This is a genomic window from Bacillus cereus group sp. MG9, assembly GCF_040459995.1.
GTDB classification, from domain to species: domain Bacteria; phylum Bacillota; class Bacilli; order Bacillales; family Bacillaceae_G; genus Bacillus_A; species Bacillus_A mycoides.
Genome location: NZ_JARVHC010000001.1, coordinates 3,699,998 through 3,723,858, shown reverse-complemented (window position 1 = coordinate 3,723,858; position 23,861 = coordinate 3,699,998). Strand labels below are relative to the sequence as shown.

The following is a 23,861-nucleotide window of genomic DNA, read 5'->3' as shown; positions in this document are numbered from 1 at the left end:
CGCTTGGTAACCTTCTTTTTGAGTGAATAAAAATAATTAATAGATTTGTTTACTTAGAAAATTCAGAATGATAAAATAATATATAAATCGTTGTATAAAAATAGCATGTTCAATAACTGTGAAATGAAATATAGGATAAGAAGCCTTCTTCGTTAAAGTTGGCTAAAGGCTCTATACTATGATAATGTGTATAGGGATAAAGCAATATACTTTTGGGTAGGACAAGATGAAATAAAAAAGGGAATGTCTATTTGTGTGGGGAAGACTTCATTCTTACGGATGATTAGATCGATTACTCAAGTTTCAAAGGGCAAGTTATCTTTCATGCTATCTAACATCATTGAGATGGGTCTAAGCGCATTAAAATGGACTACAGAGTGTGTGTATAGTTAAGGGTGAAAGGAGATTACCGATGAACGAGCAACAACGATTAGCAAGTCGACAAGCAAATTCCTCTACGAAAAAGGAAGAGAAAGATTATAGTAAATACTTTGAAAGTGTATACCAACCACCTTCCTTGAAATTGGCGAAAAAGCGTGGGAAAGAAGAAGTTAAAATTGAAAGAGATTTTGGCCTACCTAAAGAGTTTCGCGATTTTGGCGCAGGAAGAAAGTTTTACATTCGTACATATGGCTGTCAAATGAATGAGCATGATACAGAAGTAATGGCTGGGATTTTTACAACACTTGGATATGAGCCAACCTTTTCAACTGAAGAGGCAGATGTGATTTTATTAAATACTTGTGCAATTCGTGAAAATGCTGAAAATAAAGTGTTCGGTGAACTTGGTCATTTAAAATCATTAAAGCGAAGAAATCCGGATCTTATAATTGGTGTATGTGGTTGTATGTCTCAAGAGGAATCTGTTGTAAATAAAATTATGCAAAAAAATCAGCATGTAGATATGGTGTTTGGTACACACAATATTCATAGATTACCGTATATTCTAAAGGACGCAATGTTCTCAAAAGAGACGGTAGTTGAAGTTTGGTCAAAAGAAGGGGATGTAATTGAAAACCTTCCGAAAGTACGTCGTGGTGATATTAAAGCTTGGGTAAATATTATGTATGGCTGTGATAAGTTTTGTACATATTGTATTGTACCGTATACACGCGGAAAAGAGCGCAGCAGACGTCCAGAAGATATTATTAAAGAAATTCGCCATTTAGCTGCGAACGGTTATAAAGAAATTACGTTACTTGGACAAAACGTAAACGCATATGGTAAAGACTTTGAAGATATACAATATGGTCTTGGCGATTTAATGGATGAACTTCGTAAAATCGATATCGCGCGTATTCGTTTTACAACAAGCCATCCACGTGATTTTGACAATCATTTAATTGATGTTCTTGGAAAAGGTGGTAACCTAGTAGAACATATCCACTTACCGGTTCAATCTGGTAGTACAGATATGCTTAAAATTATGGCGCGTAAATATTCGCGAGAACACTATTTAGAGCTTGTACGAAAAATTAAAGAAACAATTCCGAATGCAGTGCTAACGACTGATATTATCGTTGGTTTCCCAAATGAAACGGATGAGCAGTTTGAAGAGACGATGTCGTTATATCGTGAAGTAGGATTTGATACGGCATTTACATTTATTTATTCTCCGCGTGAAGGTACACCAGCTGCAAAAATGCAAGATAATGTTCCGATGGAAGTGAAGAAAGAGCGATTACAACGCTTAAATACACTAGTGAATGAATATGCAGTTAATAAGAATAAGCGTTATATAGGTCAAATTGTAGAAGTATTAGTTGAGGGAGAAAGTAAGAATAATCCTGAAGTACTTGCGGGATATACACGTACGAATAAACTTGTAAACTTTGTTGCTTCAAAATCTTTAATTGGTCAGCTTGTGAAAGTAAAAATAACGGAAGCAAAAACTTGGTCTCTTAACGGGGAATTGGTTAAGGAGCCGATTGAGGTGAAATAATAGATGAAAGTATATACGAAAGATGAAATTGTTGAGCAAGCGAAAGAATTAGCGAAAATGATCTCTGAAACAGAAGAAGTCGATTTCTTTAAGCGAGCAGAAGCACAAATTCATAAAAATGAAAATGTAAAGCGAGCAATTGATGAAATAAAAGCTTTGCAAAAACAAGCAGTAAACTTGCAACATTATGGGAAATGGGAAGCTTTGAAAAAAGTAGAAGCTGAAATTGATGCACTTCAAGATAAGTTAGATAATATCCCAGTTGTACAGGAGTTTAAATCTTCACAAACGTATGTAAATGACTTACTACAGCTAGTTGCTAGTACCATTTCTAACAATGTAACAGATGAAATATTAGTTTCAACTGGCGGCGATGTGTTGAAGGGTGAAACTGGTGCAGCAGTAGAAAGTAAAAAAGGAAATTGTGGTTGTTAAAGAGATGTCTTATTGACATCTCTTTTTTTTAGTGGGTTATATCGGAAATTCTTCTCAAAAAAAAGAATGACACATTCCGCTATTGTCACGCATATGATTAAGTGAATAGTGATTGAGGAGGGTTACGAATGTCCGAATTTAGAGAGATTATTACAAAAGCAGTGGTTGGAAAAGGACGTAAGTATACAAAGTCAACGCATACATGTGAATCGAATAATGAGCCAACAAGTATTTTAGGGTGCTGGGTAATTAACCATTCGTACGAAGCGAGAAAGAATGGAAAACATGTGGAAATTGAAGGTTTCTATGATGTAAACACTTGGTATTCATTTGATGGAAACACAAAGACTGAAGTTGTAACAGAACGTGTTAACTACAATGATGAAGTAAGTATTGGGTATCGTGATAAAAACTTCTCTGGTGACGATTTAGAAATTATCGCTCGTGTAATTCAGCCGCCAAATTGTTTAGAAGCTCTTGTATCGCCAAATGGTAATAAAATTGTTGTGACGGTAGAACGTGAATTTGTAACAGAAGTAGTTGGGGAAACGAAAATTTGTGTAAGTGTAAATCCTGAAGGTTGCGTAGAATCAGACGAGGATTTCCAAGTCGATGATGATGAGTTTGAAGAATTAGATCCGAACTTTATCGTCGATGCAGAAGAAGAGTAAGAGAAAGCTAGGGAGAAGTTCTTCCTAGCTTTTTACAGTACATAAGTGGTTCTGCATGAACATGATTCCTTATGAAATGTGCTATAATGAGGAAAGACTCCTGGAATAGGAGATATGGATGTCCGTGAAGTGTGACATATATGAATATAGATTATTATGTAAGAATTATGGAGGAAAGACATGACGCAATATACGCCTATGATACAGCAATACTTAAAGGTTAAGGCAGACTATCAAGATGCCTTTTTATTTTTCCGATTAGGTGATTTTTATGAAATGTTCTTTGAAGATGCGGTTAAAGCAGCTCATGAACTTGAAATTACATTAACGAGCCGAGATGGTGGTAGTAGTGAACGTATACCGATGTGTGGTGTACCGCATCATGCAGCTAAAAATTATATTGAACAACTTGTTGAAAAAGGATATAAAGTAGCTGTTTGTGAGCAAGTGGAAGACCCAAAAACAGCTAAAGGTGTAGTACGTCGTGAAGTAGTACAACTAATTACGCCAGGAACGATGATGGAAGGGCGTACAATAGACGAGAAGGAGAATAACTTCTTAGCAGCATTAACACATTTCGAAGATGGATCTTATGCGCTAGCTTGTAATGACTTAACGACTGGACAAAATACAGTGACGTTATTAACTGGTTCAGTAGAAGATATTTTATTAGAAGTGTATGCGACTGGTTCAAAAGAAATTGTTGTAGATTCTACATTTTCAAAAGATGAATTAAATAAGTTAACTGAAACATTAAAAATGACGATTTCGTATGAAGATACAACAACTATTCCAGAAGGATTAGAACATCTTGTGAAAAGTGTTTCCCAAGCAAAATTAATTAAAGCAATTGGACGCTTATTTAACTATGTGATAAGAACACAAAAACGTTCGTTAGATCACTTGCAACCAGTAGAAATTTATTACACGAATCAATTTATGAAAATTGATGTGCATTCAAAACGCAATTTAGAGTTAACAGAGACTCTTCGCACGAAGGAAAAGACAGGCTCATTATTATGGCTATTAGACAAAACAAAAACGGCTATGGGTGGGCGTATGTTAAAACAGTGGATGGAACGTCCACTTATCCAGAAAGAAAAAGTTGAAGAGCGTTTAGAAATGGTTGAAACGTTTGTAAATGATTACTTCTTACGTGAAGATTTAAAAGAAAAGTTAAAAGAAGTATATGATTTAGAGCGTTTAGCAGGGAAAGTTGCATTTGGTAATGTAAATGCACGGGACTTATTACAATTAAGACGTTCTTTACTGCAAGTACCAGCTATTTTAGAAGCGATTAGTCTTTTAGATAATGCTTATGCAGCAAGGTTAATTCAAGGTGCAGATCCATGTGAGAGCTTAACTGAATTACTAGGAAGAAGTATTCAAGAAAACCCACCGCTTTCTATTAAAGATGGAGATATTATTAAAGATGGCTATAATGATAAGCTTGATCAATATCGTTACGTTAGTAAAAACGGAAAAACGTGGATTGCTGAGCTTGAAAAACGAGAGCGTGATATTACAGGGGTTAAATCGTTAAAAATCGGGTACAACCGTATTTTCGGCTACTACATTGAAGTGACGAAGGCTAATCTTGCAGCACTTCCAGAAGGGCGCTATGAGCGTAAACAAACACTTGCAAATGCAGAGCGTTTCATAACAGATGAGCTAAAAGAAAAAGAAACATTAATCTTAGAAGCAGAAGAGAAAATTGTACAATTAGAATACGATTTATTTACAGCACTTCGCGAAGAAGTAAAAGTATTCATTCCGAAATTACAGCATTTAGCGAAAGTAATTAGTGAACTAGACGTACTGCAAAGCTTTGCGACAGTTAGTGAAGAAGAGCAGTTTGTAAAACCTGTTTTAACAAATAAGCGCGAAATCTTTATTAAAGATGGTCGTCATCCTGTCGTTGAAAAAGTATTGAACGGGAAATTGTATGTACCGAATGATTGTATTATGCCGGAGAAGATGGATGTCTTTTTAATTACAGGACCGAACATGTCTGGTAAAAGTACGTATATGAGACAATTAGCACTTGTTACTGTTATGTCACAAATTGGTTGTTTTGTACCAGCGACAGAAGCAGTATTACCTGTCTTCGATCAAATCTTTACGAGAATTGGTGCAGCGGATGATTTAATCTCAGGTCAAAGTACATTTATGGTTGAAATGTTAGAAGCGAAAAATGCAATTGCAAATGCATCAGAGAGAAGTTTAATTTTATTCGATGAAATTGGACGCGGTACATCTACGTATGATGGTATGGCACTTGCGCAAGCAATCATTGAACATATTCATGACCAAATTGGTGCGAAAACATTATTCTCTACACATTATCATGAATTAACAGTGTTAGAAGAAAGTTTAGACCAACTAAAGAATGTACATGTTTCAGCAATTGAAGAGAATGGAAAAGTAGTTTTCCTTCATAAAATTCAAGATGGAGCGGCTGATAAAAGTTACGGAATTCACGTTGCTCAACTTGCCGAGCTTCCAGAGAGCTTAATCGCTCGCGCGAAAGAAGTGTTAGCACAACTAGAAGGACAGGAAGAAATTGTTATTCCGAAACGAGTAGAAGTGAAAGTGCCAGAAGTCGCTCCAGAACCAGTTGTTGTAAAAGAAGAACCAGCAGAAATACAAGAGACGAAAGTAGAGACTGAGGAAGAATCGCAATTATCATTCTTTGGTGGAGAACAGTCTTCGAAAAAACAAGACAAGTCGGTTCTAGATGCAAAAGAAACGGCAGTACTTGCACAAATTAAAAAGATTGATTTACTCGATATGACGCCTTTAGAAGCGATGAATGAACTGTATCGTTTACAGAAAAAGTTAAAGAAAGGATGAGTAAGTAGATGGGGAAAATTCGCAAACTCGATGATCAACTCTCTAACTTAATTGCGGCAGGGGAAGTAGTAGAGCGCCCTGCCTCAGTTGTAAAAGAACTCGTGGAAAATTCCATCGATGCGAATAGTACATCTATTGAAATCCACTTAGAAGAAGCTGGATTATCGAAGATTCGCATCATCGATAATGGAGATGGTATTGCTGAAGAAGATTGTATCGTTGCATTTGAACGACACGCAACGAGTAAAATTAAAGATGAAAATGATTTATTTCGTATAAGAACGCTCGGTTTCCGCGGAGAGGCCTTGCCGAGTATTGCCTCAGTGAGTGAATTAGAATTAATTACGAGCACAGGTGATGCGCCTGGTACACACCTTAGTATTAAAGGTGGAGACATTATAAAACAAGAGAAAACGGCAAGCCGAAAAGGAACAGATATTACTGTACAAAACTTATTTTTTAATACACCAGCGCGCCTTAAATATATGAAAACGATTCATACAGAGCTTGGGAACATTACAGATATCGTGTATCGTATTGCAATGTCACATCCAGAAGTATCGTTAAAACTGTTTCATAATGAAAAGAAATTGCTTCATACATCAGGAAACGGTGATGTAAGACAAGTACTTGCATCGATTTACAGCATTCAAGTTGCGAAGAAGCTTATTCCGATTGAAGCTGAGTCTCTAGACTTTACAATTAAAGGTTATGTAACATTACCAGAAGTAACGAGAGCGTCGCGTAACTATATGTCAACGATTGTAAATGGCCGTTACGTTCGAAATTTCGTATTAATGAAAGCAATTCAGCAAGGATATCATACGTTATTGCCAATCGGAAGATACCCAATCGGCTTCTTATCAATTGAAATGGATCCAATGCTTGTTGATGTCAACGTACATCCAGCAAAATTAGAAGTACGCTTTAGTAAAGAACAAGAATTGCTAAAGCTTATCGAAGAAACATTGCAAGCTGCATTCAAAAAAATACAACTCATTCCAGATGCGGGTGTAACAACGAAGAAAAAAGAAAAAGATGAAAGTGTGCAAGAACAGTTCAAGTTTGAGCATACAAAACCGAGAGAATCATCTATGCCTAACATCGTTTTACCAACAGGAATGGATGAGAAACAAGAAGAAACAACGACTGTAAAACAACCAGCACAACTGTGGCAACCGCCGAAGCAAGAATGGCAACCACCACAGTCACTCGTAAGAGAAGAGCAAAGCTGGCAGCCATCCTCTAAGCCGGTAATAGAAGAAACGGTTCGAGAGGAAAAGGAATGGACTAGCAACGATGACGATTTTGAATTAGAGGAATTGGAAGAAGAAGTCGGGGAGATAGAAGAGATTGAAATGAACGGTAATGACTTACCGCCGCTTTATCCAATTGGACAGATGCACGGAACATATATTTTCGCTCAAAATGATAACGGGCTATATATGATTGATCAGCATGCTGCGCAGGAGCGCATCAATTATGAATATTTCCGTGATAAAGTGGGACGAGTTACGCAAGAAGTACAAGAATTACTTGTACCGTACCGCATCGATTTATCTCTTACCGAATTTTTACGTGTCGAAGAGCAGTTAGAAGAATTAAAAAAAGTCGGACTATTTTTAGAGCAGTTTGGCCATCAATCATTTATCGTTCGTTCGCATCCAACGTGGTTCCCGAAAGGACAAGAAACAGAAATCATTGATGAGATGATGGAGCAAGTCGTCAAACTAAAAAAAGTTGATATTAAAAAATTACGTGAAGAAGCAGCTATTATGATGAGCTGTAAAGCATCGATTAAAGCAAATCAATATTTAACGAACGATCAAATATTCGCTTTACTTGAAGAACTGCGTACAACAACAAACCCATATACATGTCCGCATGGAAGACCGATTCTGGTGCATCATTCTACTTATGAGTTGGAGAAGATGTTTAAGAGGGTTATGTAGGATTAATGTCCAAAGAGAAAAAGTTCGTTCCCAGTTATTTGAAACGGTTTGAAAGTGCCTAGTATTATTTATATGTGTTGAAAGAAAATAAAATAAATATGTAATAGCAATGTTCTCTACAGTTATTTTAATAAAATATTGAGAGAAATAAAAAGGAGCGATAGTAACAAATCGCTCCTTTTTAATATCATTCTTTCGCAACTATATTTTAAAAATTCATTTACAAACTAGAGATAACCTATTTGTAATTTATATGTGCTTTCTCATTTTTTTTGTAAGGAAAGGGGTTTTTAATTTACAGATTTATCAGAATTATGTAAAGTGTAGATAAAATCATGAAATGGGGTGTTCTTTATGTGTACTAGTTTGACATTACAGACAAAAAACGGTCAGCACCTTTTTGCAAGAACGATGGATTTTACATTAGATTTGAATCAAGAAGTAATAATCATTCCTCGACATTACCAGTGGAATAATATAACTGGTGAAATCATCAATACGAAACATGCTACGGTCGGAATGGGGATTAATCATCAAGGAAGGGTCATTATGGCGGACGGAGTAAATGAAGCAGGTATGACATGTGCAACACTCTATTTTCCAGGATTCGCTACTTATAGTAAAAGTATAGATAATAACAAAACGAATTTGGCTCCATTTGATTTTGTGACTTGGAGTCTCACACAATTCAATTCTGTCAAGGAGTTAAAGAAATCTGTAGATAGCCTTACCTTTTTGGATATACCATTACCGGATTTAGGACTTACGCCACCACTACATTGGATTTTAGCGGATAAATGGGGAGATTGTATTGTACTGGAGCCGACAAATGAAGGATTAAAAATGTATGACAATCCACTAGGAGTGATGACTAATAGTCCGGAGTTTAATTGGCATTTACAAAATTTAAGACAATATATTGGCCTTAAATCGCAGCCATTCTCGCCAACAGAGTGGAGTAATTTACCATTAAGTGCTTTTGGTCAGGGCTCAGGCTCAATGGGACTTCCAGGGGATTTCACCCCGCCATCAAGGTTTGTGCGGGCAGCATATGGCAAACAAAACATTCAAGATATAGATAGCGAAGAAGAGGGAGTATCGGCCCTTTTTCATATCTTATCAAATTGCGAGGTTCCTAAAGGCGGAGTAATAACAGAAGAAGGTACATTAGATAATACCATTTATACAAGCGTAATGTGTATGGAGTCCGGAACATATTATTATCATACCTACGATTGTAGACAAATTATAGCCATTCATTTATTTCATGAAAATTTAGATACAGATGAGATTAAAGCCTATTCGTTCCAACGGAAACAAAAAATATTTTATGAAAACTAAGTAGCTTTGAAACAACGCTTAGTAAATTTTTAAATATATATAATAGAGCAATAATGACCTATAAAAAGTAGGAATCGGAAGGAATATAATTGATAATCTAATAAGTAACCCGAATAAATATCCCTTAAGAAAAAATAGACGCAAAATATTCAAGGTATTATATAAATTCAATACAATGACTCCTACCAGTAAAATTCTGCTGGTAGGGGAGGGGCATTGGCTAAGAAACTTATTTTTTCATTAAACTAGCTTTTATTTCTTCTAGAAGGCCCATTAAAGTGCTATTAGGTAAAATAAACATGGACGTACTACTCCATTTATAAATAGCAAAGCACAAAAAAGGTGTGGAAAATATCCATACTTTTTTTGTGCTTCTATTATCTATGTATAAAAAAGCGCCGTATATCAGCACTTTTTAAAGGTACGTAAATTGTATAATAAGGATTTCTACATTATTAAACACATAACTATGCATGGCCAAATATTGATTCTTATTTGGTTAATTGTTATAAGGATCTATACGGTTATTTATTTTTATTATTATTAATTTTTTCAGTATATAAAACCTGCTCTTTATAATGCTTTTTAATTGGGAAGTTATGTGTACCAGAGCCGTTTTTGAAAGTTTTATTGATGGGGTTTTTTAGAGGGACTGTTGTAGTTTCAGTAAATTCATATGGGTAATTTATTTTAGATTTATCTTCAAACATGAAAATGCCTCCTTTTTAGGATTTCCTGAATTCTTTACTATAACATGATATGCATATAGATTTTTTTTGGACTAGTTATTTATATAGGTTAATGGAATTTAATTACGTAACTACTGAAATATTTCAAAGGAAAACAATGTGAGAAATATATTATAATGATTTCTTTTATTTATTAGCGAAGGGAATCTTGCATATATATTCGTTATAGATTGTTTTTATAATGTAATATATATATAGTTTTCCTGATAATATAATGTGGAATATTATAGTGTTATTAGGTTATTAGGAACATTTAATGTTGTTTCACAACTGAAAGGGAATTGAAAAAAAACTGAAACTTTTCTCATAAAAATTCAATCTTACTTGAAAAATGAAAGGAAAATGAAATTTTTCAAAAGGAATTCTTTGTTAAGATAAAAAGTATACATACAAAAAAGTATTGACATATGGAGAAAAATGTATTTTCCAAGATATAGTGGGGGAAAAGATGAGATTAGAAAAACAATTAATAAAAAAGATGTATTATGAAACATTCCTAATGGAGAATGAAACACACCCACCTCTTCAAGTACTTGGAGAAGCTTATGTAAACGAAGAAAAAAATAAGATTTCTGATGGATCTTATATTCGTTTTGCACAAGGTGAATTTTATTATCACCATCAAGATTTTGAAGCAGCTATTTTTAAATGGGAGAAAGTTAGTAATGAATTAGCGCCATGGGCACAAAAAAATATTGCGGATGCTTACTTCGAACTTAACCAATTATCAGTTGCTGAAAACGTGTATACTTCTATTAATACTGATAACAAAATACTGATGACCGAAATTGTACTGCAATTACTGTCTCTTTATATCGAGCAAAATAATTTTGATTCAGCTTTCGCTGTTATAAAAGAAGCGGTTTCTTTAAATCCCGATTATCCAAACGTCACAACAATTGCACGTTCCTTTTATGAAGAACAGCAAGATTTTGATAGTGCAGTAGAGCTTGCTGTGAACGAGTTAATTCGAACAGAATCTTATCCGTGGTTTGAGGTTCTAAAAGAATATATCGATAAAGGATTTACTAAAAATATTTCACCAGACTATTTTTATAAAGTATTAGTTACATTAAATAATGTAGATCAAGTACAATTTACGCAAATTGTTTCATCACTTTGGCACAGCTATAAAGATGAACAAAATTACTTATTATGGCTCAACACAATAAATGAATTTTTCATACATATCGAAATACATTCGTCCGATATATGGGACGAAATTTCTTCTCTTTACGAAGAAACATACTTTGAATTAATTCAAGGTCAATATATGCTTAGACAATTACACGATATCATTCCAAACCTGTTAACAAATTGGTTAAAGGTAGTCAATCCATCTCATGCTGTATTTCCATCTGCAGCAGTATTGGCATGGGATGAGATTTTTCCTTCTAAAATAGATTCAGCGGATATAAAAGATGCAGAAGACCTACTGTCATATTCTATTAATCATGTGAATGGCTTAGAGTATAGTTTACATCTTTTTGAATCTATTACACACTGGGCACAAGAACATGATTTAGAAATGGGTAACCGATTTAGCTGGTTAGTTGGTGAGCTTGCAGATTTAAGAACAAATCGCCTATTAGTAACTGGAACTTCAGGGAACGGAAAAGCTTCATTTATTAACTCTATTTTAGGAGAAAATATATTAGAAAACTCAATCTCAAATGTAGTTGTTTTTAAAAATGACGCTTATACAGAAATTAACGCTATAACAGATTCGGAAATTACAACAACTGAGAATTTCTCTGATTTCCATAACATGATGGCAGTGCATCGTCAAACATATAGAGATAGAGCGTGTGTTGAATTTAAATTACCATGCAGGTTTTTAAGTAAAAATAAACTTACATTCGTTGTTACACCTAGCTTTAATAGGAACAATGACGCGAGAGATGAGGTGTTTGAATATTTAAACTCTGTAGATGAATTATTATTCGTATTGAATACGGATTCACCTTTTACTGACAAAGAACGTGACATTCTATTAAGTATCCAAGAACATACACCAAATCTACAAGTTCATTTCTTATTAAATAAAATCGATAACATTTACAATGAAGCAGAAGCAAAAAGAGTTATACAAGATACGCAAGTGAGAATAAATACATATTTCCCTAATGCAAGAGTTTTCCCTTATTCTTCGTTATATACAAATAGTAAACAACTAAACGATTTAACTGAGTTTATTCATTTTAACTTTAACCATAAAAATATCGATGCAGAACGTACTGAAAAGCTATTGTTTTTCATTCGAAAAACAATTACATATCTTTTGGATAAACGCGTCGAGAGGGAAAATAATCTAGTGGATTCTATTAATTGGAATGAAGATATGTTAGTTAAACTAAATGCTTGTATTAATAACCTTACTGCTTTTGAGAAGGAAAAAATTCATTTAATTACAGAAACATATCGTACAATGAAAAACGAAATTACTAATGATCTTACAGAACATATTCCGAAATTATTGCAGAGTTGTTCCGATTTAATTAGTGAAGAAAGTGATTTTGGGCACATTGATATTGAACTAAATACAGCGATGAATGAAAGGGTGCAACAATATCTAGAACAAACTGTATTACCTAATCTTGCTCGCTCGATGCAAAATTGGATTGCGACTTCTAATAACGAGCTCCTTCAAAGTCAATTGTACTTAGCAGAAACCAGTGAAGGACTTAATTCTTTATTTGGAGAAAATCGAATACAGTTAGAATGTGACTTTAAAGTAATTGATGACTGGCGCAGAGATACTGATAGAATGACAACTAGAATACAAATGGAAGAAGTAAATATTTTACGCCGATTTACGCCAGCACAATTTTTACTGAAAAGTGCCGGTAAATTATTTGGAGTTCTTCCTAAAAATAAAGCTATGCTATATAACAAATACAAACAGTATTTAGAAAATGAAGATTATACCGATGTAACGGCTTCTATTATGAAGAAATTTTTCTTGCAGTTTGAGCTATTTGAAAACACACAAGAGCGGGATATTAATATGTTCTTTAGAAATCCATTTGGCTCGTTGGAACAAGCTGTAAAAAACACTCATTTAGAAATAAAAGAAAAACAAGATAAACTGCATAAAATGAAATCAAACCCTGAAGTTTATCATGATCCTATAACGCTCTTTGAATTGAGATTACGTCAATGTGAAGTAATCTTAAATATAGGTGATGATAATGCCTATACAGATTTAACTTTAGAAACAAGCGTAGAATAAAAGTAAAATATATCAAGTTTTTTATATGAAATTGCATCATGTGTTATAAGAGGGGAAAAGGGAGCAACCGTAATGAGTTGCTCCCTTTCTTTATATAGATTACTTTTCAGTTTCTTTAATTTTAGTTTTTACTTCTCCAGTTTTAATTTTATTACTTTCTGAGAAACGTAATAAATCGCCTTCAATAATTTTGTCAGACATTCGTAACTCATTTTGTGCACGGTTAATCATTTCTTGAGCTTCTTTTTTTGGTAAATCTACAACCTCACCTGTTTCTCGATTATAAAAAGTATGATTTGTATATGCATACTTGTCTGTAACGAAGCTGCCATCACGGAAAACAACAAATCCATTATATTCATCTGAAAACATATCATGACCAAAACGGATATCGTTAGTAGTATCAACCCCTAATAAATTTAGAATAGTAGGTTTCATATCGATTTGTCCCGTAGGCTTTGAAATAGTTTGACCTTCTGTTTGGCCAGGGATATGAATATATAAAGGTGTGCGTTGTAAATTTAAAGTATCAAATTCTGTTATTTGATCTTTTTCTAAAAACTGTGCCATTGCGCGATTATGTTTTTCAGAAATGCCGTAATGATCACCGTATAACACAATAATAGAATCATCATACATTCCCTCGGCTTTTAAACGCTCAATAAATTTTTTAATTGATTCGTCTAAGTAACGTGCTGTTACGATGTAACGATCAAATACGCCATTACCAGAGTTGTATGGTTCAATGAATTTTGTATCTTCATCATACGTAAATGGATAATGGTTTGTTAAAGTAAGGAAACGAGCGTAAAATGGTTGATCAACAGTTTTTAATATATCTACTGATTGATCAAAGTATTCGATATCTTTTAATCCCCAATTTAAATTTGTTTCTGGCGTAATTTTGTAATCAAGTTCATTATAGTAACGATCATAACCAAGAGCAGAGTACATAATATTACGATTCCAAAATGTTGCGTTATTCGCATGGAATACAGAAGTGAAATAGCCTTGCTGACGTAAAATTTCTGGAGTCGCAGTATAATCGTTGTTACCGTGCGTGAAAAATACAGCTCCTCGATTTAATGGATACAACGATGTATCTATTAGAAATTCAGAATCTGATGTTTTTCCTTGACCAGTTTGGTGGAAAAAGTTATCAAAGTAATAGCTTTCATTTATGAATTCATTCAAGAACGGTGTAACTTCTTGACCATTGACGGATGCACCTATTAAAAAGGTTTGCAAGGATTCAAGAGTAACGACAATTACGTTTTTTCCTTTAGCTGCACCAAACATGTTAGGATTCGGCTCGCTATGGTTTGCCTTTACGTAGTTTTCAGTTTCTTGTAATTTACTACTATCTGCGAGTGCCTTTTGGGATCCAGCTTTTACTTGTAGTGTTAAATCATATACTTGATGAGTATATAGTCCTAAATTTTTAACAAGCATTACTCGGTCGAAGGATCTCGTTAATAATTCAGGGCGCTCTTTTTCTGCAAGATGTAGATTCGCAAAAAATACAGCAATCGTTAAGAGAAAATATAACAAGCGTGCAGAATGAGTTACACGTCCTGTTTTAAAGACTATCGATTTCTTCTTTAACAAAATAAAGAAGAAAATAATGTCTACGAATGCGAGTATAATTTTGTAGTTTAATATTTCTTTAATACTGCCGCCTAACTGTGTAAAGTTAGATGTTTGTCCAAGTACTGGTAACGTAACAAAATCGCTATAAAAATCATAGAACATTACATTTCCAACGAGAACTATAGTTAATAAGAAATTAATACATAGCGCTATATAATTTCGCTTTTCACCAGTTGCAAATAATGCTAATCCAACAAATGCTAATGATGCAGCTAGAGGGCTAATAAACAAAATAAGTTCTTGTGTGGAAGACTCAATTTTCAAATCAAAACTGAATCGCGTAATAAGATATGTTTTTAACCATACTGCTAAAGCAATTATTAAAACAAAGCTTATATTTTGCATTTGTAAATTTATTTTATTCTTCATTTTTACACCTTCTTTATAGAGTTTATTTAACTAAGGTTATATATTATGTTTTTATAACTATTAGAGTGTGGTGAACCATTTAGATTATATTTTTCTAAAGGTAATAATTTGAAGTATTCATATACATACAATGGAGAATTTTAAAGCGAAGTAACATACATCTAATTTTTTTTGAAACAGAGCAGAAAAAATCATAGTCGTAGTAAAAAATACTTATAGACATCCTAACATATTAAACACTACGGCGATGTTACAAAATATCGAACAAATGAAAGTGAAAATGAATAGATGATTTTTAAACTATTGACATTCAATCAGTTTAAATTTTCAGAAAAGTTAACTTAAAGAAAACGGTTATATTAATTAGTAGAAAACTACATTCTATATAGAATGTAGTTTTTCATGTGTTTTCAATATATCCCGTAAAATCCTGATTCTTTGTGGCTTAATCATCAGCGGGGGAGGGATAATAATTTCGTTAAAGCTATTATTAGATAAATAAAGTGTTGGTGAAACTTAAAACATTTGACTGGCATCTTAATTAAAAAGTTTAAATACCTGATAAATATTTTCCAACATACAGACCACTTGCAGCTGCTTGAGATAATGAGTGAGTGACGCCTGAACAATCTCCAATTAAAAATAGCCCATTCATACTTGTTTCAAAGTGGTTATTGATTTTTATTGTAGGAGCATAGAACTTTCCATCAATTCCATATAATAAAGTATCTTTATCGATAGGTTCTTGGATAAATTGTTCTAAACGTAATAAAAATTTTTTGAGTCCTTCAATATATAATTGAGGAATTTCTTCATTCAAATCTCCATAATCTCCGTGTAGTGTAGGCTGTATACGATTATGTTTCATGTTGTTCTCCGCTGTAGGTTGTTTCTTTATTAAGTCCTCTAAACGCTGTATAACAATCCGATCTCGTCCTTGGTTAATGCTTTTAATAATTGAACTTGCGTATACATTGGCTTCTTTGAGAGTTGGAAAATAGCGCGGGATAAATAAAGTGAAATTTAAGTTAGAAGTGCCAGTTCCTTGCTCTCGAAAATTTTGACCGTCAGGCATAACTAAACCTTCTTCGTACTTTCGAATAATGCGTCCTTTTGGATTCATACAGTAAGTAGTAGCCGTGAAATGTTCATGCTGATAAGAAAGTTTCGTCTCAAATGTATCTTTTAATATAGAACGTAATTGATGTTCTTTCATCTCTACCCTAATACCTAAATCTATACGGGTTTGTTCCTGTGCAATTTCAAGGGAAGAGCACATTTCTTTTAACCAATCAGCCCCGGAACGTCCTGTTGCAAATACGATTTGCTTAGATTGAACTATCCCTTGATTTGTAGCTATTCTAAAATGATCTTTCTGCCTTATGATATGCTCTACATCTATATGAAATCGGATATTTATTTTCGTAAGTAAAAATTCGTAGAGCTGCTGAAAAATGTTACTTGAAAGTGTAGTGCCAAGATGCCTTACTTCTGTTGTGAGCATTTGTAAACCACACGCTTCAGCTCTCTTAGTGAGATTTAGATTTTCTGTAGAATATTTTGAAACGGAACTTCCACCAAACTGACATAGAATTTCATCTACTTCAGCCATGAGTTGTATAAAAGCTTTTTTACCTACTTTTTGCTCAAGTTCCCCACCAAATCCATTTGTATAATTAAATTTCCCTTCGGATTTTCCTAAACCACCAAATCCGAAATATTTATCACATGTAGTACAATTACACACTTTTCCTTGGTCTAAAGGACAATGGCGATCTTTTAGCGCTTTACCTTTATCAAGAATTAAAATCTTTTTGTTACTTTGGGCTAATGAATAAGCCATAAAGATGCTACTTACTCCAGCTCCGATAATTGTAACATCATACATATTCTTTCACCTGCTAACGAATAGTTTGTTTTTTATTTTCTTAGTGTATAACACTTTTATGAAGTTAAGAAATAGCTTTTATTAATAAAGAGGGAGTTTTTGAACTTGATGCTTTTTTAATTTCTCCGAGTGGTGGAGTAAATACAAATGTTTTTATTTGAAAGAAGAAATAGTTTTAAATGATCACTATGTCATATGATTAATAAAATCTTACATATAAAAAGCAGACCTTTTAAGTGAAGAGGTCTGCTAATCATTTGAAATAGTTGTTAAGTGCATAAATTTGAAGAGAATTATAGTTTTATTTAGCGAAGACGTGGTTACCGATTACCGCTACTGTTTGACGTGTCGTAATCCATTTGTTTGTTGAAGTTTTTGGATTGTAAAAATAAAGCCAATCAGAATGTATTCCATTTGTAGAGATAGCCTCTTCTACTGCCATTTTTGCTTCTGCGCTTGCAGGCTGATTAATTCTACCATCGGTAACAGGAGTAAATGCATATCCGTGTTTAATAGGTTCATAAATAACACCTGTTATTGTATTTGGAAAACCATTTGCATTTACACGATTCAGGATAACTTTCGCCACCGCTACTTTTCCTTTATATGATTCGCCACCTGCCTCAGCAGTAACTAAGCGTGCCATTAAGTCTTTTTCTTTTTCTGAAATACTTGAATTGATTTTTAAATGTTGTCCTGTATAAAGCTTGTTTCCGACTGTATTGTTAATTTGTTTTATAGATTGAACGGTAACATTGTAACGCTTTGCTATAATTTCTAATGAATCTCCCGGCTGTACTTGATAAATAATTTGTCCAGAGATGTTCTTAGGTTTGTCGTTTTGATGAACAGTGACCTCATTTGATTTCATGGATCCTGGAATATGTAACTGTTCACCAATAAAAGTTTGATCTTTTCCTTTATTATTTGCTTGTTTAATAGATTGTATTGAAACTCCATATTGTTTACTGATACCCCAAAGTGTATCATTCTTTTTTACTGTATGAATGGTGGAAGCCTCAGCTACACCTTGATTACATACGAATGTAATTGCTGCCGCAGATAAAGGAATTATATGTTTTATTTTTAATAATTTCATTGTAAATCCTCCCAATAAAAAATTAAGTTTTAACTGTTGAGTAATGTAGTTCAGAGTATATAAGGTATGTATTTATATTTTAATATAAGTATATTATCACGTATGGAATAAATAATCATTATAAGTTTTTTATTTATATCATGTAGGACCCAAATATGAAATATTGCATATGAAAGCCCATTGAAGTTCGAGTTGTTGATTACTATAATTTATCTAGTGAAAAGGGATATTAAATTTTTTTAATGCATTGAGATGAGAATATGTGGATGTTTTTAAATTTTACTTATATGCAATATTCCATATTTATGAAATGTTATTTATTAAGTAGCTTATGTTATATTCAATAAGTGTGATATAAAACAGAAAGAGAGAGGAATAAAAATGAGCAATAAGAAGTTTATTTTGAAATTACTCATATGTAGTACTATACTTAGCACATTTGTATTTGCTTTCAATGATAAGCAAGCAGTTGCTGCTAGCGCTGGTAATGGGCTTGAAAACTGGTCAAAATGGATGCAACCTATACCCGATAACGTACCGTTAGCACGAATTTCAATTCCAGGAACACATGATAGTGGAACGTTCAAGTTGCAAAATCCGATAAAGCAAGTATGGGGAATGACGCAAGAATATAATTTTCGTTACCAAATGGATCACGGAGCTAGAATTTTTGATATTAGAGGGCGTTTAACAGATGATAATACGATAGTTCTTCATCATGGGCCATTATATCTTTATGTAACATTGCATGAATTTATAAATGAAGCGAAACAATTTTTAAAAGATAATCCAAGTGAAACGATTATTATGTCTTTAAAAAAAGAGTATGAGGATATGAAAGGGGCAGAAGATTCATTTAGTAATACGTTTGAAAAAAATTATTTTCTTGATCCTATCTTTTTAAAAACAGAAGGGAATATAAGACTTGGAGATGCTCGAGGGAAAATTGTGCTACTAAAAAGATACAGTGGTAGTAATGAATCTGGAGGATATAATAATTTTTATTGGCCAGATAATGACACGTTTACGACAACTGTAAATCAAAATGTAAATGTAACAGTACAAGATAAATATAAAGTGAGTTATGATGAGAAAGTAACATCTATTAAAGATACTATAAATGAAACGATTAACAACAGTGAAGAGTGTAATCATCTATATATTAATTTTACAAGCTTGTCTTCTGGTGGTACAGCATGGAATAGTCCATATTATTATGCGTCCTACATAAATCCTGAAATTGCAAGCTATATGAAGCAAAAGAATCCTACGAGAGTGGGCTGGGTAATTCAAGATTATATAAATGAAAAATGGTCCCCAATACTTTATCAAGAAGTTATAAGAGCGAATAAGTCACTTGTAAAAGAGTAAAGATTGTCATAGTAAGAAGCGATGAAATACGTCGCTTCTTTTTTGTTTTCTAAAAATTAACATCAAATATAGTTTTACATATCGTACGTTCATGATAGAAAAAAATCGAAACTTAAGCTATAATTACTACATATAAAATTTGTACCTATAAATTTTATATGTAGTAATGAATTTGATTTGTTGTAATGAAACGGAGGTATATATTATGAAGTTTCCACATGATTTTTTATTCGGGGCTGCTTCAGCTTCTTATCAAGTAGAAGGTGCATGGAATGAGGATGGAAAAGGTGTTACGAATTGGGATGAGTTTTCAAAAATTCCTGGCAAAACATACGATGGAACAAATGGTGATGTAGCGGTTGATCATTATCATCGATATAAGGAAGATGTTCGTTTAATGGCTGAGATGGGATTGGAATCGTATCGTTTTTCGATTTCTTGGGCGAGAATATTGCCGACTGGAGATGGAGAGGTAAATGAAAAAGGAATTGAATTTTATAACAATTTAATTGATGAATGTTTAAAGTACGGGATTGTACCGTTTGCCACTTTATATCATTGGGATCTACCATTACCGTTAGAAAAAGATGGTGGGTGGACGAATAAACGAACAGCAGAGGCTTTTGTAAAGTATGCAGAAATTTGCTTTAAGGCATTTGGTGATAGAGTGAAACATTGGATTACTTTTAATGAAACAGTAATGTTTTGTGGATTAGGCTATTTAAAAGGTGCACATCCACCAGGAATACAAAATGATGTTCCAAAGTATTTTCAAGCGACTCATTATGTATTTTATGCGCATGCGAAAACAGTTGCGGTGTACAAGCAGCTGAAACAGTATGGGGAGATAGGGATTACACATGTTTTCTTACCTGCTTATAGTGTGGATGATCAAAAAGAAAATATACTAGCAGCAAATCATGCGAATGAATATGAAACGTATTGGTACTACGATCCAGTTTTAAAAGGTGAGTATCCGTCTTATGTTGTACAACAATTAAAGGAAAATGGGTGGACTCCTAATTGGACGGTTGAAGAATTAGAAATCATTAAACAAAATGCCGAAAAAAATGATTTTATCGGCTTGAATTATTATCAGCCAATACGAGTAGAAAGATATGATATGGATATAAAGAGCGAGGAGCATTCTCGAGAAAACTCAACACTTGCTCCAGGTAATCCTTCTTTTGATGGTTTTTATCGAACAGTAAAAATGGATGATAAAACATATACCAAATGGGGTTGGGAAATATCTCCCGAAGGTTTCTTAGATGGATTGCATATGTTGAAAGCGCGTTACGGTGACATAAAGATGTATGTAACGGAAAATGGACTTGGTGATGAAGATCCAATCATTGACGGAGAAATTGTAGATGTTCCGCGAATTAAATTTATTGAAGAGCATTTAAAAGTAATGAAGTGTGCAATTCAAGAGGGAATTAATTTAAAAGGTTATTATGCATGGTCAGTTATTGATTTGTTAAGTTGGTTAAATGGATATAAAAAGCAATATGGCTTTATTTTTGTCGATCATAATGATAACTTAAAACGTAAGAAGAAACTTTCGTTTCATTGGTATAAACATGTGATCGAAACGAGAGGAGAAGAGTTATAACAGATAAAAGAGTATTTTAGGAGAAAGTGTATGAGTGCAAAGTATAAACAAATTGCAGATGTGTTAGAGCAAAACATTCGAGATGGGCTTTTTAATGAAACGAAAAAATTACCTACAGAAGAAGCGTTGATGAATCGATTTGAAGTAAGCCGTAATACGATACGTAAAGTAATTAGTCAACTTGTGAATAGAGGTTATATTTTTCAAGTGCAAGGTAGTGGTATGTTTTTACGTGAAACTTCTGTAACAGATTACATTAATTTAGGAAGTTTACGTGGATTAACGAAAAATCTCGTTTCACAAAATATTGAAACGAAAGTGCTAGAGATTGAAGTAATAGAGGCAAATGAAGAGATAGTAGAACGGATGCAATGTGAGATTGGAACTAGACTATATTTTTTGAAGCGTTTAAGAATTGTAGACGGTAAACCATTCTCTATTGAAGTAAGTTATTTCAAAAAAGATATCATTCCTTATTTGAATGAAGAAATAGCATTAAGTTCTGTATACAGTTATTTCATTGAGGATTTACGATTAAATATTGGCTTTGCCGATAAAGTTATTAGTTGTGAAAAAATAAATAAAGAAAATGCAAAGCTTTTAGAACTAAATGAAGGTGATCCAGCGCTTCTTATTGAAAATACAGTTTATCTTGTAAATGGAACAATTTTCGAGCTATCTCAATCAATGTTTCATTATGAAAAGACCAAACTTTTAAATCGAATTAATTTTAATTGAAAATGAATATAAGTAGCCTTGTAAAAAAAGCAACTGGTCCTAAGTGAGCAGTTGCTTTTTATTTTTAAAGTGGATGAGCAAAAAAACACAAAAGTGGTTGGTCCGTTTTTTACAAACTTCTATTATGATAAGAGAAGAAAGGTAGTATTTTATTCATGCTTTAAAATAGACTGGCCTTAGAGAGGTGGAAGACAATGAGTTTTGCGATTTCACTAGTTGTTATTATTGTAGTTGTATCACTGTTTGGGACCGTACTAGTCGCACGAAATGTAGAGGAGAATTACGGTAAGTCTACAAAGAGGAATGTGAAAAACTTATCCGCTATCTATGTCATTCTTCTTTTAGTGCTTCTTGTAGGAGTTACTTGGTATGCGGTCGTTATTTTATAAAGTTTGTATATGATGAAGGAGTTAATATATTGATGAAAAATGAGCGCCACGTTTTAGTTGTTTTCCCGCATCCGGATGATGAGTCGTATTGCGTGGCTGGAACAATTTTGGCTTATACTGAGCAGAAAGTCCCTCTTACTTATGTTTGCTTAACACTTGGTGAAATGGGGAGAGCGATGGGGAATCCACCTTTTGCAACTCGTGAATCTTTATATACAATTAGAGAGAAAGAGTTAAAGCGAGCTACAAATATTTTAGGGATTGAAGATTTACGTATGATGGGATATCGTGATAAAACTCTTGAATTTGAAGAGCCTGGAAAATTAAGAAGCTTGATTCAAAACTGTATTGAAGAATTGGATCCTTCTGTAGTTATTTCTTTCTATCCTGGGTATGCAGTTCATCCGGATCACGATGCAACAGGGGAAGCAGTAGTAGAGGCCTTAGCTAATATTTCGGAAAGTAAACGACCAGCCTTTTATGCTGTAGCTTTTTCGAAAAATCATGAAGACGAAATAGGACCTCCAGATTTTAAAAATGAAGTGAAAAAATATGTTCCGAAAAAATTGGAAGCATTACGAGCACATGCATCACAATTTACAACTAAAGTGGATGAGCTGGAAAGGGAGTATGAAGACGGTATTTCAGGCACAGTTGAGTGGCTAGAAAGAGAACCGTTTTGGATATATTCATTCAAAGATAAAAATATGTGATGCTACATCTGAAGGTGATGAATATATATTTTGAATATAAGAATCGAAAGATTTTTTACAATATAGAAGGATCGGGTCCTGTCATATTGTTTTTACACGGTCTTGGAGGAAATTCGAATAATTGGTTATATCAAAGAAAATACTTCAAGAAGACATGGACCGTAATCTCACTCGATTTACCTGGGCATGGGAAATCCGAAGGGATGGAAATTAGTTTTAAAGAATATTCAAATGTTTTATATGAGTTATGTAATCATTTAAAGCTAAAATCAGTAACAATTTGTGGTCTTTCAAAAGGAGCTAGAGTGGGTATCGATTTTGCTATTCAATATCCACGTTTTGTTTCTAGCTTAATTGTTGTAAATGCATTTCCCTATTTAGAACCGGCAGATCGTAAAGAACGACTTGAAGTATATGATTTACTTAGCTTGCAGGATAAAGGGAAAACTTGGGCTGATACGTTATTGAGAGCAATGGGAGTAGAAGATAATGATGCAATTGTCCGAGGATTTCATCAATCCCTACAAACGATTCATCCGCCGCATATTCAAAGGCTATTCGCTGAATTAGTTGATTACGATCAAAGACCATACCTCTCTAACATTGCATGTCCTGCATTAATAATACGAGGAGAGAATGATTATTTTGTTCCGGAAAAGTATGTGAGAGAATTTGAAAAACACCTGAGAAACGTGACTTTCGTTGAGTTGAAAAATAGTGGGCACTTGCCTTATTTAGAACAGCCTACTAGCTTTAATGTGACGGTAGAGGCATTTTTAAATCATGCGCTTGATTAATACCATTTTTGCAGTGAATACTGTTATTAATGAGTTCAGGACACCAGCTTGGAGAGG

At 33.6% G+C, this 23,861-nt stretch carries 17 protein-coding genes; 13 read left to right on the top strand and 4 right to left on the bottom strand.

From position 1 onward, the window contains the following. Positions 1-412 precede the first annotated feature (412 nt). From miaB to QCI77_RS18950, 6 genes are all read left to right on the top strand, one after another. Positions 413-1,942, top strand: a complete 1,530-nt coding sequence (gene miaB / locus QCI77_RS18975) for a tRNA (N6-isopentenyl adenosine(37)-C2)-methylthiotransferase MiaB (protein ID WP_033731185.1) — start codon at positions 413-415, stop codon at positions 1,940-1,942. Positions 1,943-1,945: 3 nt separating this feature from the next. After that, entirely contained in the window at positions 1,946-2,377 is a 432-nt protein-coding gene (locus tag QCI77_RS18970) for a YlbF/YmcA family competence regulator (protein ID WP_002033698.1), read from the top strand. 128 nt (positions 2,378-2,505) lie between these two features. Further along, positions 2,506-3,048 (top strand): outer spore coat protein CotE, encoded by a 543-nt coding sequence (cotE, locus tag QCI77_RS18965; RefSeq protein WP_002014610.1) that lies wholly within the window; start codon positions 2,506-2,508, stop codon positions 3,046-3,048. Positions 3,049-3,228: 180 nt separating this feature from the next. After that, positions 3,229-5,901 (top strand): DNA mismatch repair protein MutS, encoded by a 2,673-nt coding sequence (gene mutS, locus QCI77_RS18960; protein ID WP_002190482.1) that lies wholly within the window; start codon positions 3,229-3,231, stop codon positions 5,899-5,901. Positions 5,902-5,909: 8 nt separating this feature from the next. Next, a complete protein-coding gene (mutL, locus tag QCI77_RS18955) occupies positions 5,910-7,853 on the top strand; it encodes a DNA mismatch repair endonuclease MutL (RefSeq protein WP_002033700.1) in 1,944 nt (647 codons plus the stop codon). Positions 7,854-8,207: 354 nt separating this feature from the next. Next, the gene (locus QCI77_RS18950) at positions 8,208-9,194 is read left to right on the top strand and encodes a choloylglycine hydrolase family protein (RefSeq protein ID WP_353825361.1); all 987 of its coding nucleotides are present in this window, start codon (positions 8,208-8,210) and stop codon (positions 9,192-9,194) included. A gap of 524 nt (positions 9,195-9,718) precedes the next feature. Here QCI77_RS18950 and QCI77_RS18945 read toward each other — a convergent pair. After that, positions 9,719-9,904, bottom strand: coding sequence for a hypothetical protein (locus QCI77_RS18945; protein ID WP_000461142.1), 186 nt, complete (start codon positions 9,902-9,904; stop codon positions 9,719-9,721). A gap of 487 nt (positions 9,905-10,391) precedes the next feature. Between QCI77_RS18945 and QCI77_RS18940 the strand changes: the two genes are divergently transcribed. Then, the gene (locus tag QCI77_RS18940) at positions 10,392-13,175 is read left to right on the top strand and encodes a dynamin family protein (RefSeq protein ID WP_353825360.1); all 2,784 of its coding nucleotides are present in this window, start codon (positions 10,392-10,394) and stop codon (positions 13,173-13,175) included. Positions 13,176-13,274: 99 nt separating this feature from the next. On the opposite strand, the gene QCI77_RS18935 is transcribed toward QCI77_RS18940, so the two are convergent. The 3 genes from QCI77_RS18935 to QCI77_RS18925 form a co-directional block, all read right to left on the bottom strand. Then, positions 13,275-15,194, bottom strand: a complete 1,920-nt coding sequence (locus tag QCI77_RS18935; protein WP_353825359.1) for an LTA synthase family protein — start codon at positions 15,192-15,194, stop codon at positions 13,275-13,277. Between the two features lie 550 nt (positions 15,195-15,744). After that, complete coding sequence (locus QCI77_RS18930; RefSeq protein ID WP_353825358.1) at positions 15,745-17,082, bottom strand: NAD(P)/FAD-dependent oxidoreductase; 1,338 nt, start codon at positions 17,080-17,082, stop codon at positions 15,745-15,747. 301 nt (positions 17,083-17,383) lie between these two features. Next, on the bottom strand, positions 17,384-18,181 hold the full coding sequence (locus tag QCI77_RS18925; RefSeq protein ID WP_353825357.1) for a cell wall hydrolase: 798 nt from the start codon (positions 18,179-18,181) through the stop codon (positions 17,384-17,386). Positions 18,182-18,562: 381 nt separating this feature from the next. Between QCI77_RS18925 and QCI77_RS18920 the strand changes: the two genes are divergently transcribed. The 6 genes from QCI77_RS18920 to QCI77_RS18895 all read left to right on the top strand — a co-directional run bounded on the left by QCI77_RS18920 (position 18,563) and on the right by QCI77_RS18895 (position 23,804). Further along, complete coding sequence (locus QCI77_RS18920) at positions 18,563-19,552, top strand: phosphatidylinositol-specific phospholipase C (RefSeq protein ID WP_353825356.1); 990 nt, start codon at positions 18,563-18,565, stop codon at positions 19,550-19,552. 205 nt (positions 19,553-19,757) lie between these two features. Beyond that, a complete protein-coding gene (locus QCI77_RS18915; protein ID WP_002142831.1) occupies positions 19,758-21,167 on the top strand; it encodes a glycoside hydrolase family 1 protein in 1,410 nt (469 codons plus the stop codon). A gap of 30 nt (positions 21,168-21,197) precedes the next feature. After that, positions 21,198-21,905 (top strand): GntR family transcriptional regulator, encoded by a 708-nt coding sequence (locus QCI77_RS18910; protein ID WP_002033710.1) that lies wholly within the window; start codon positions 21,198-21,200, stop codon positions 21,903-21,905. 194 nt (positions 21,906-22,099) lie between these two features. Further along, the gene (locus QCI77_RS18905; RefSeq protein ID WP_002033711.1) at positions 22,100-22,294 is read left to right on the top strand and encodes a hypothetical protein; all 195 of its coding nucleotides are present in this window, start codon (positions 22,100-22,102) and stop codon (positions 22,292-22,294) included. Between the two features lie 32 nt (positions 22,295-22,326). Then, a complete protein-coding gene (gene bshB2, locus QCI77_RS18900; RefSeq protein ID WP_002033712.1) occupies positions 22,327-23,007 on the top strand; it encodes a bacillithiol biosynthesis deacetylase BshB2 in 681 nt (226 codons plus the stop codon). Then, entirely contained in the window at positions 23,007-23,804 is a 798-nt protein-coding gene (locus QCI77_RS18895; protein ID WP_353825355.1) for an alpha/beta fold hydrolase, read from the top strand. Before bshB2 ends, QCI77_RS18895 begins: the two co-directional genes overlap by 1 nt. Positions 23,805-23,861 lie beyond the last annotated feature (57 nt).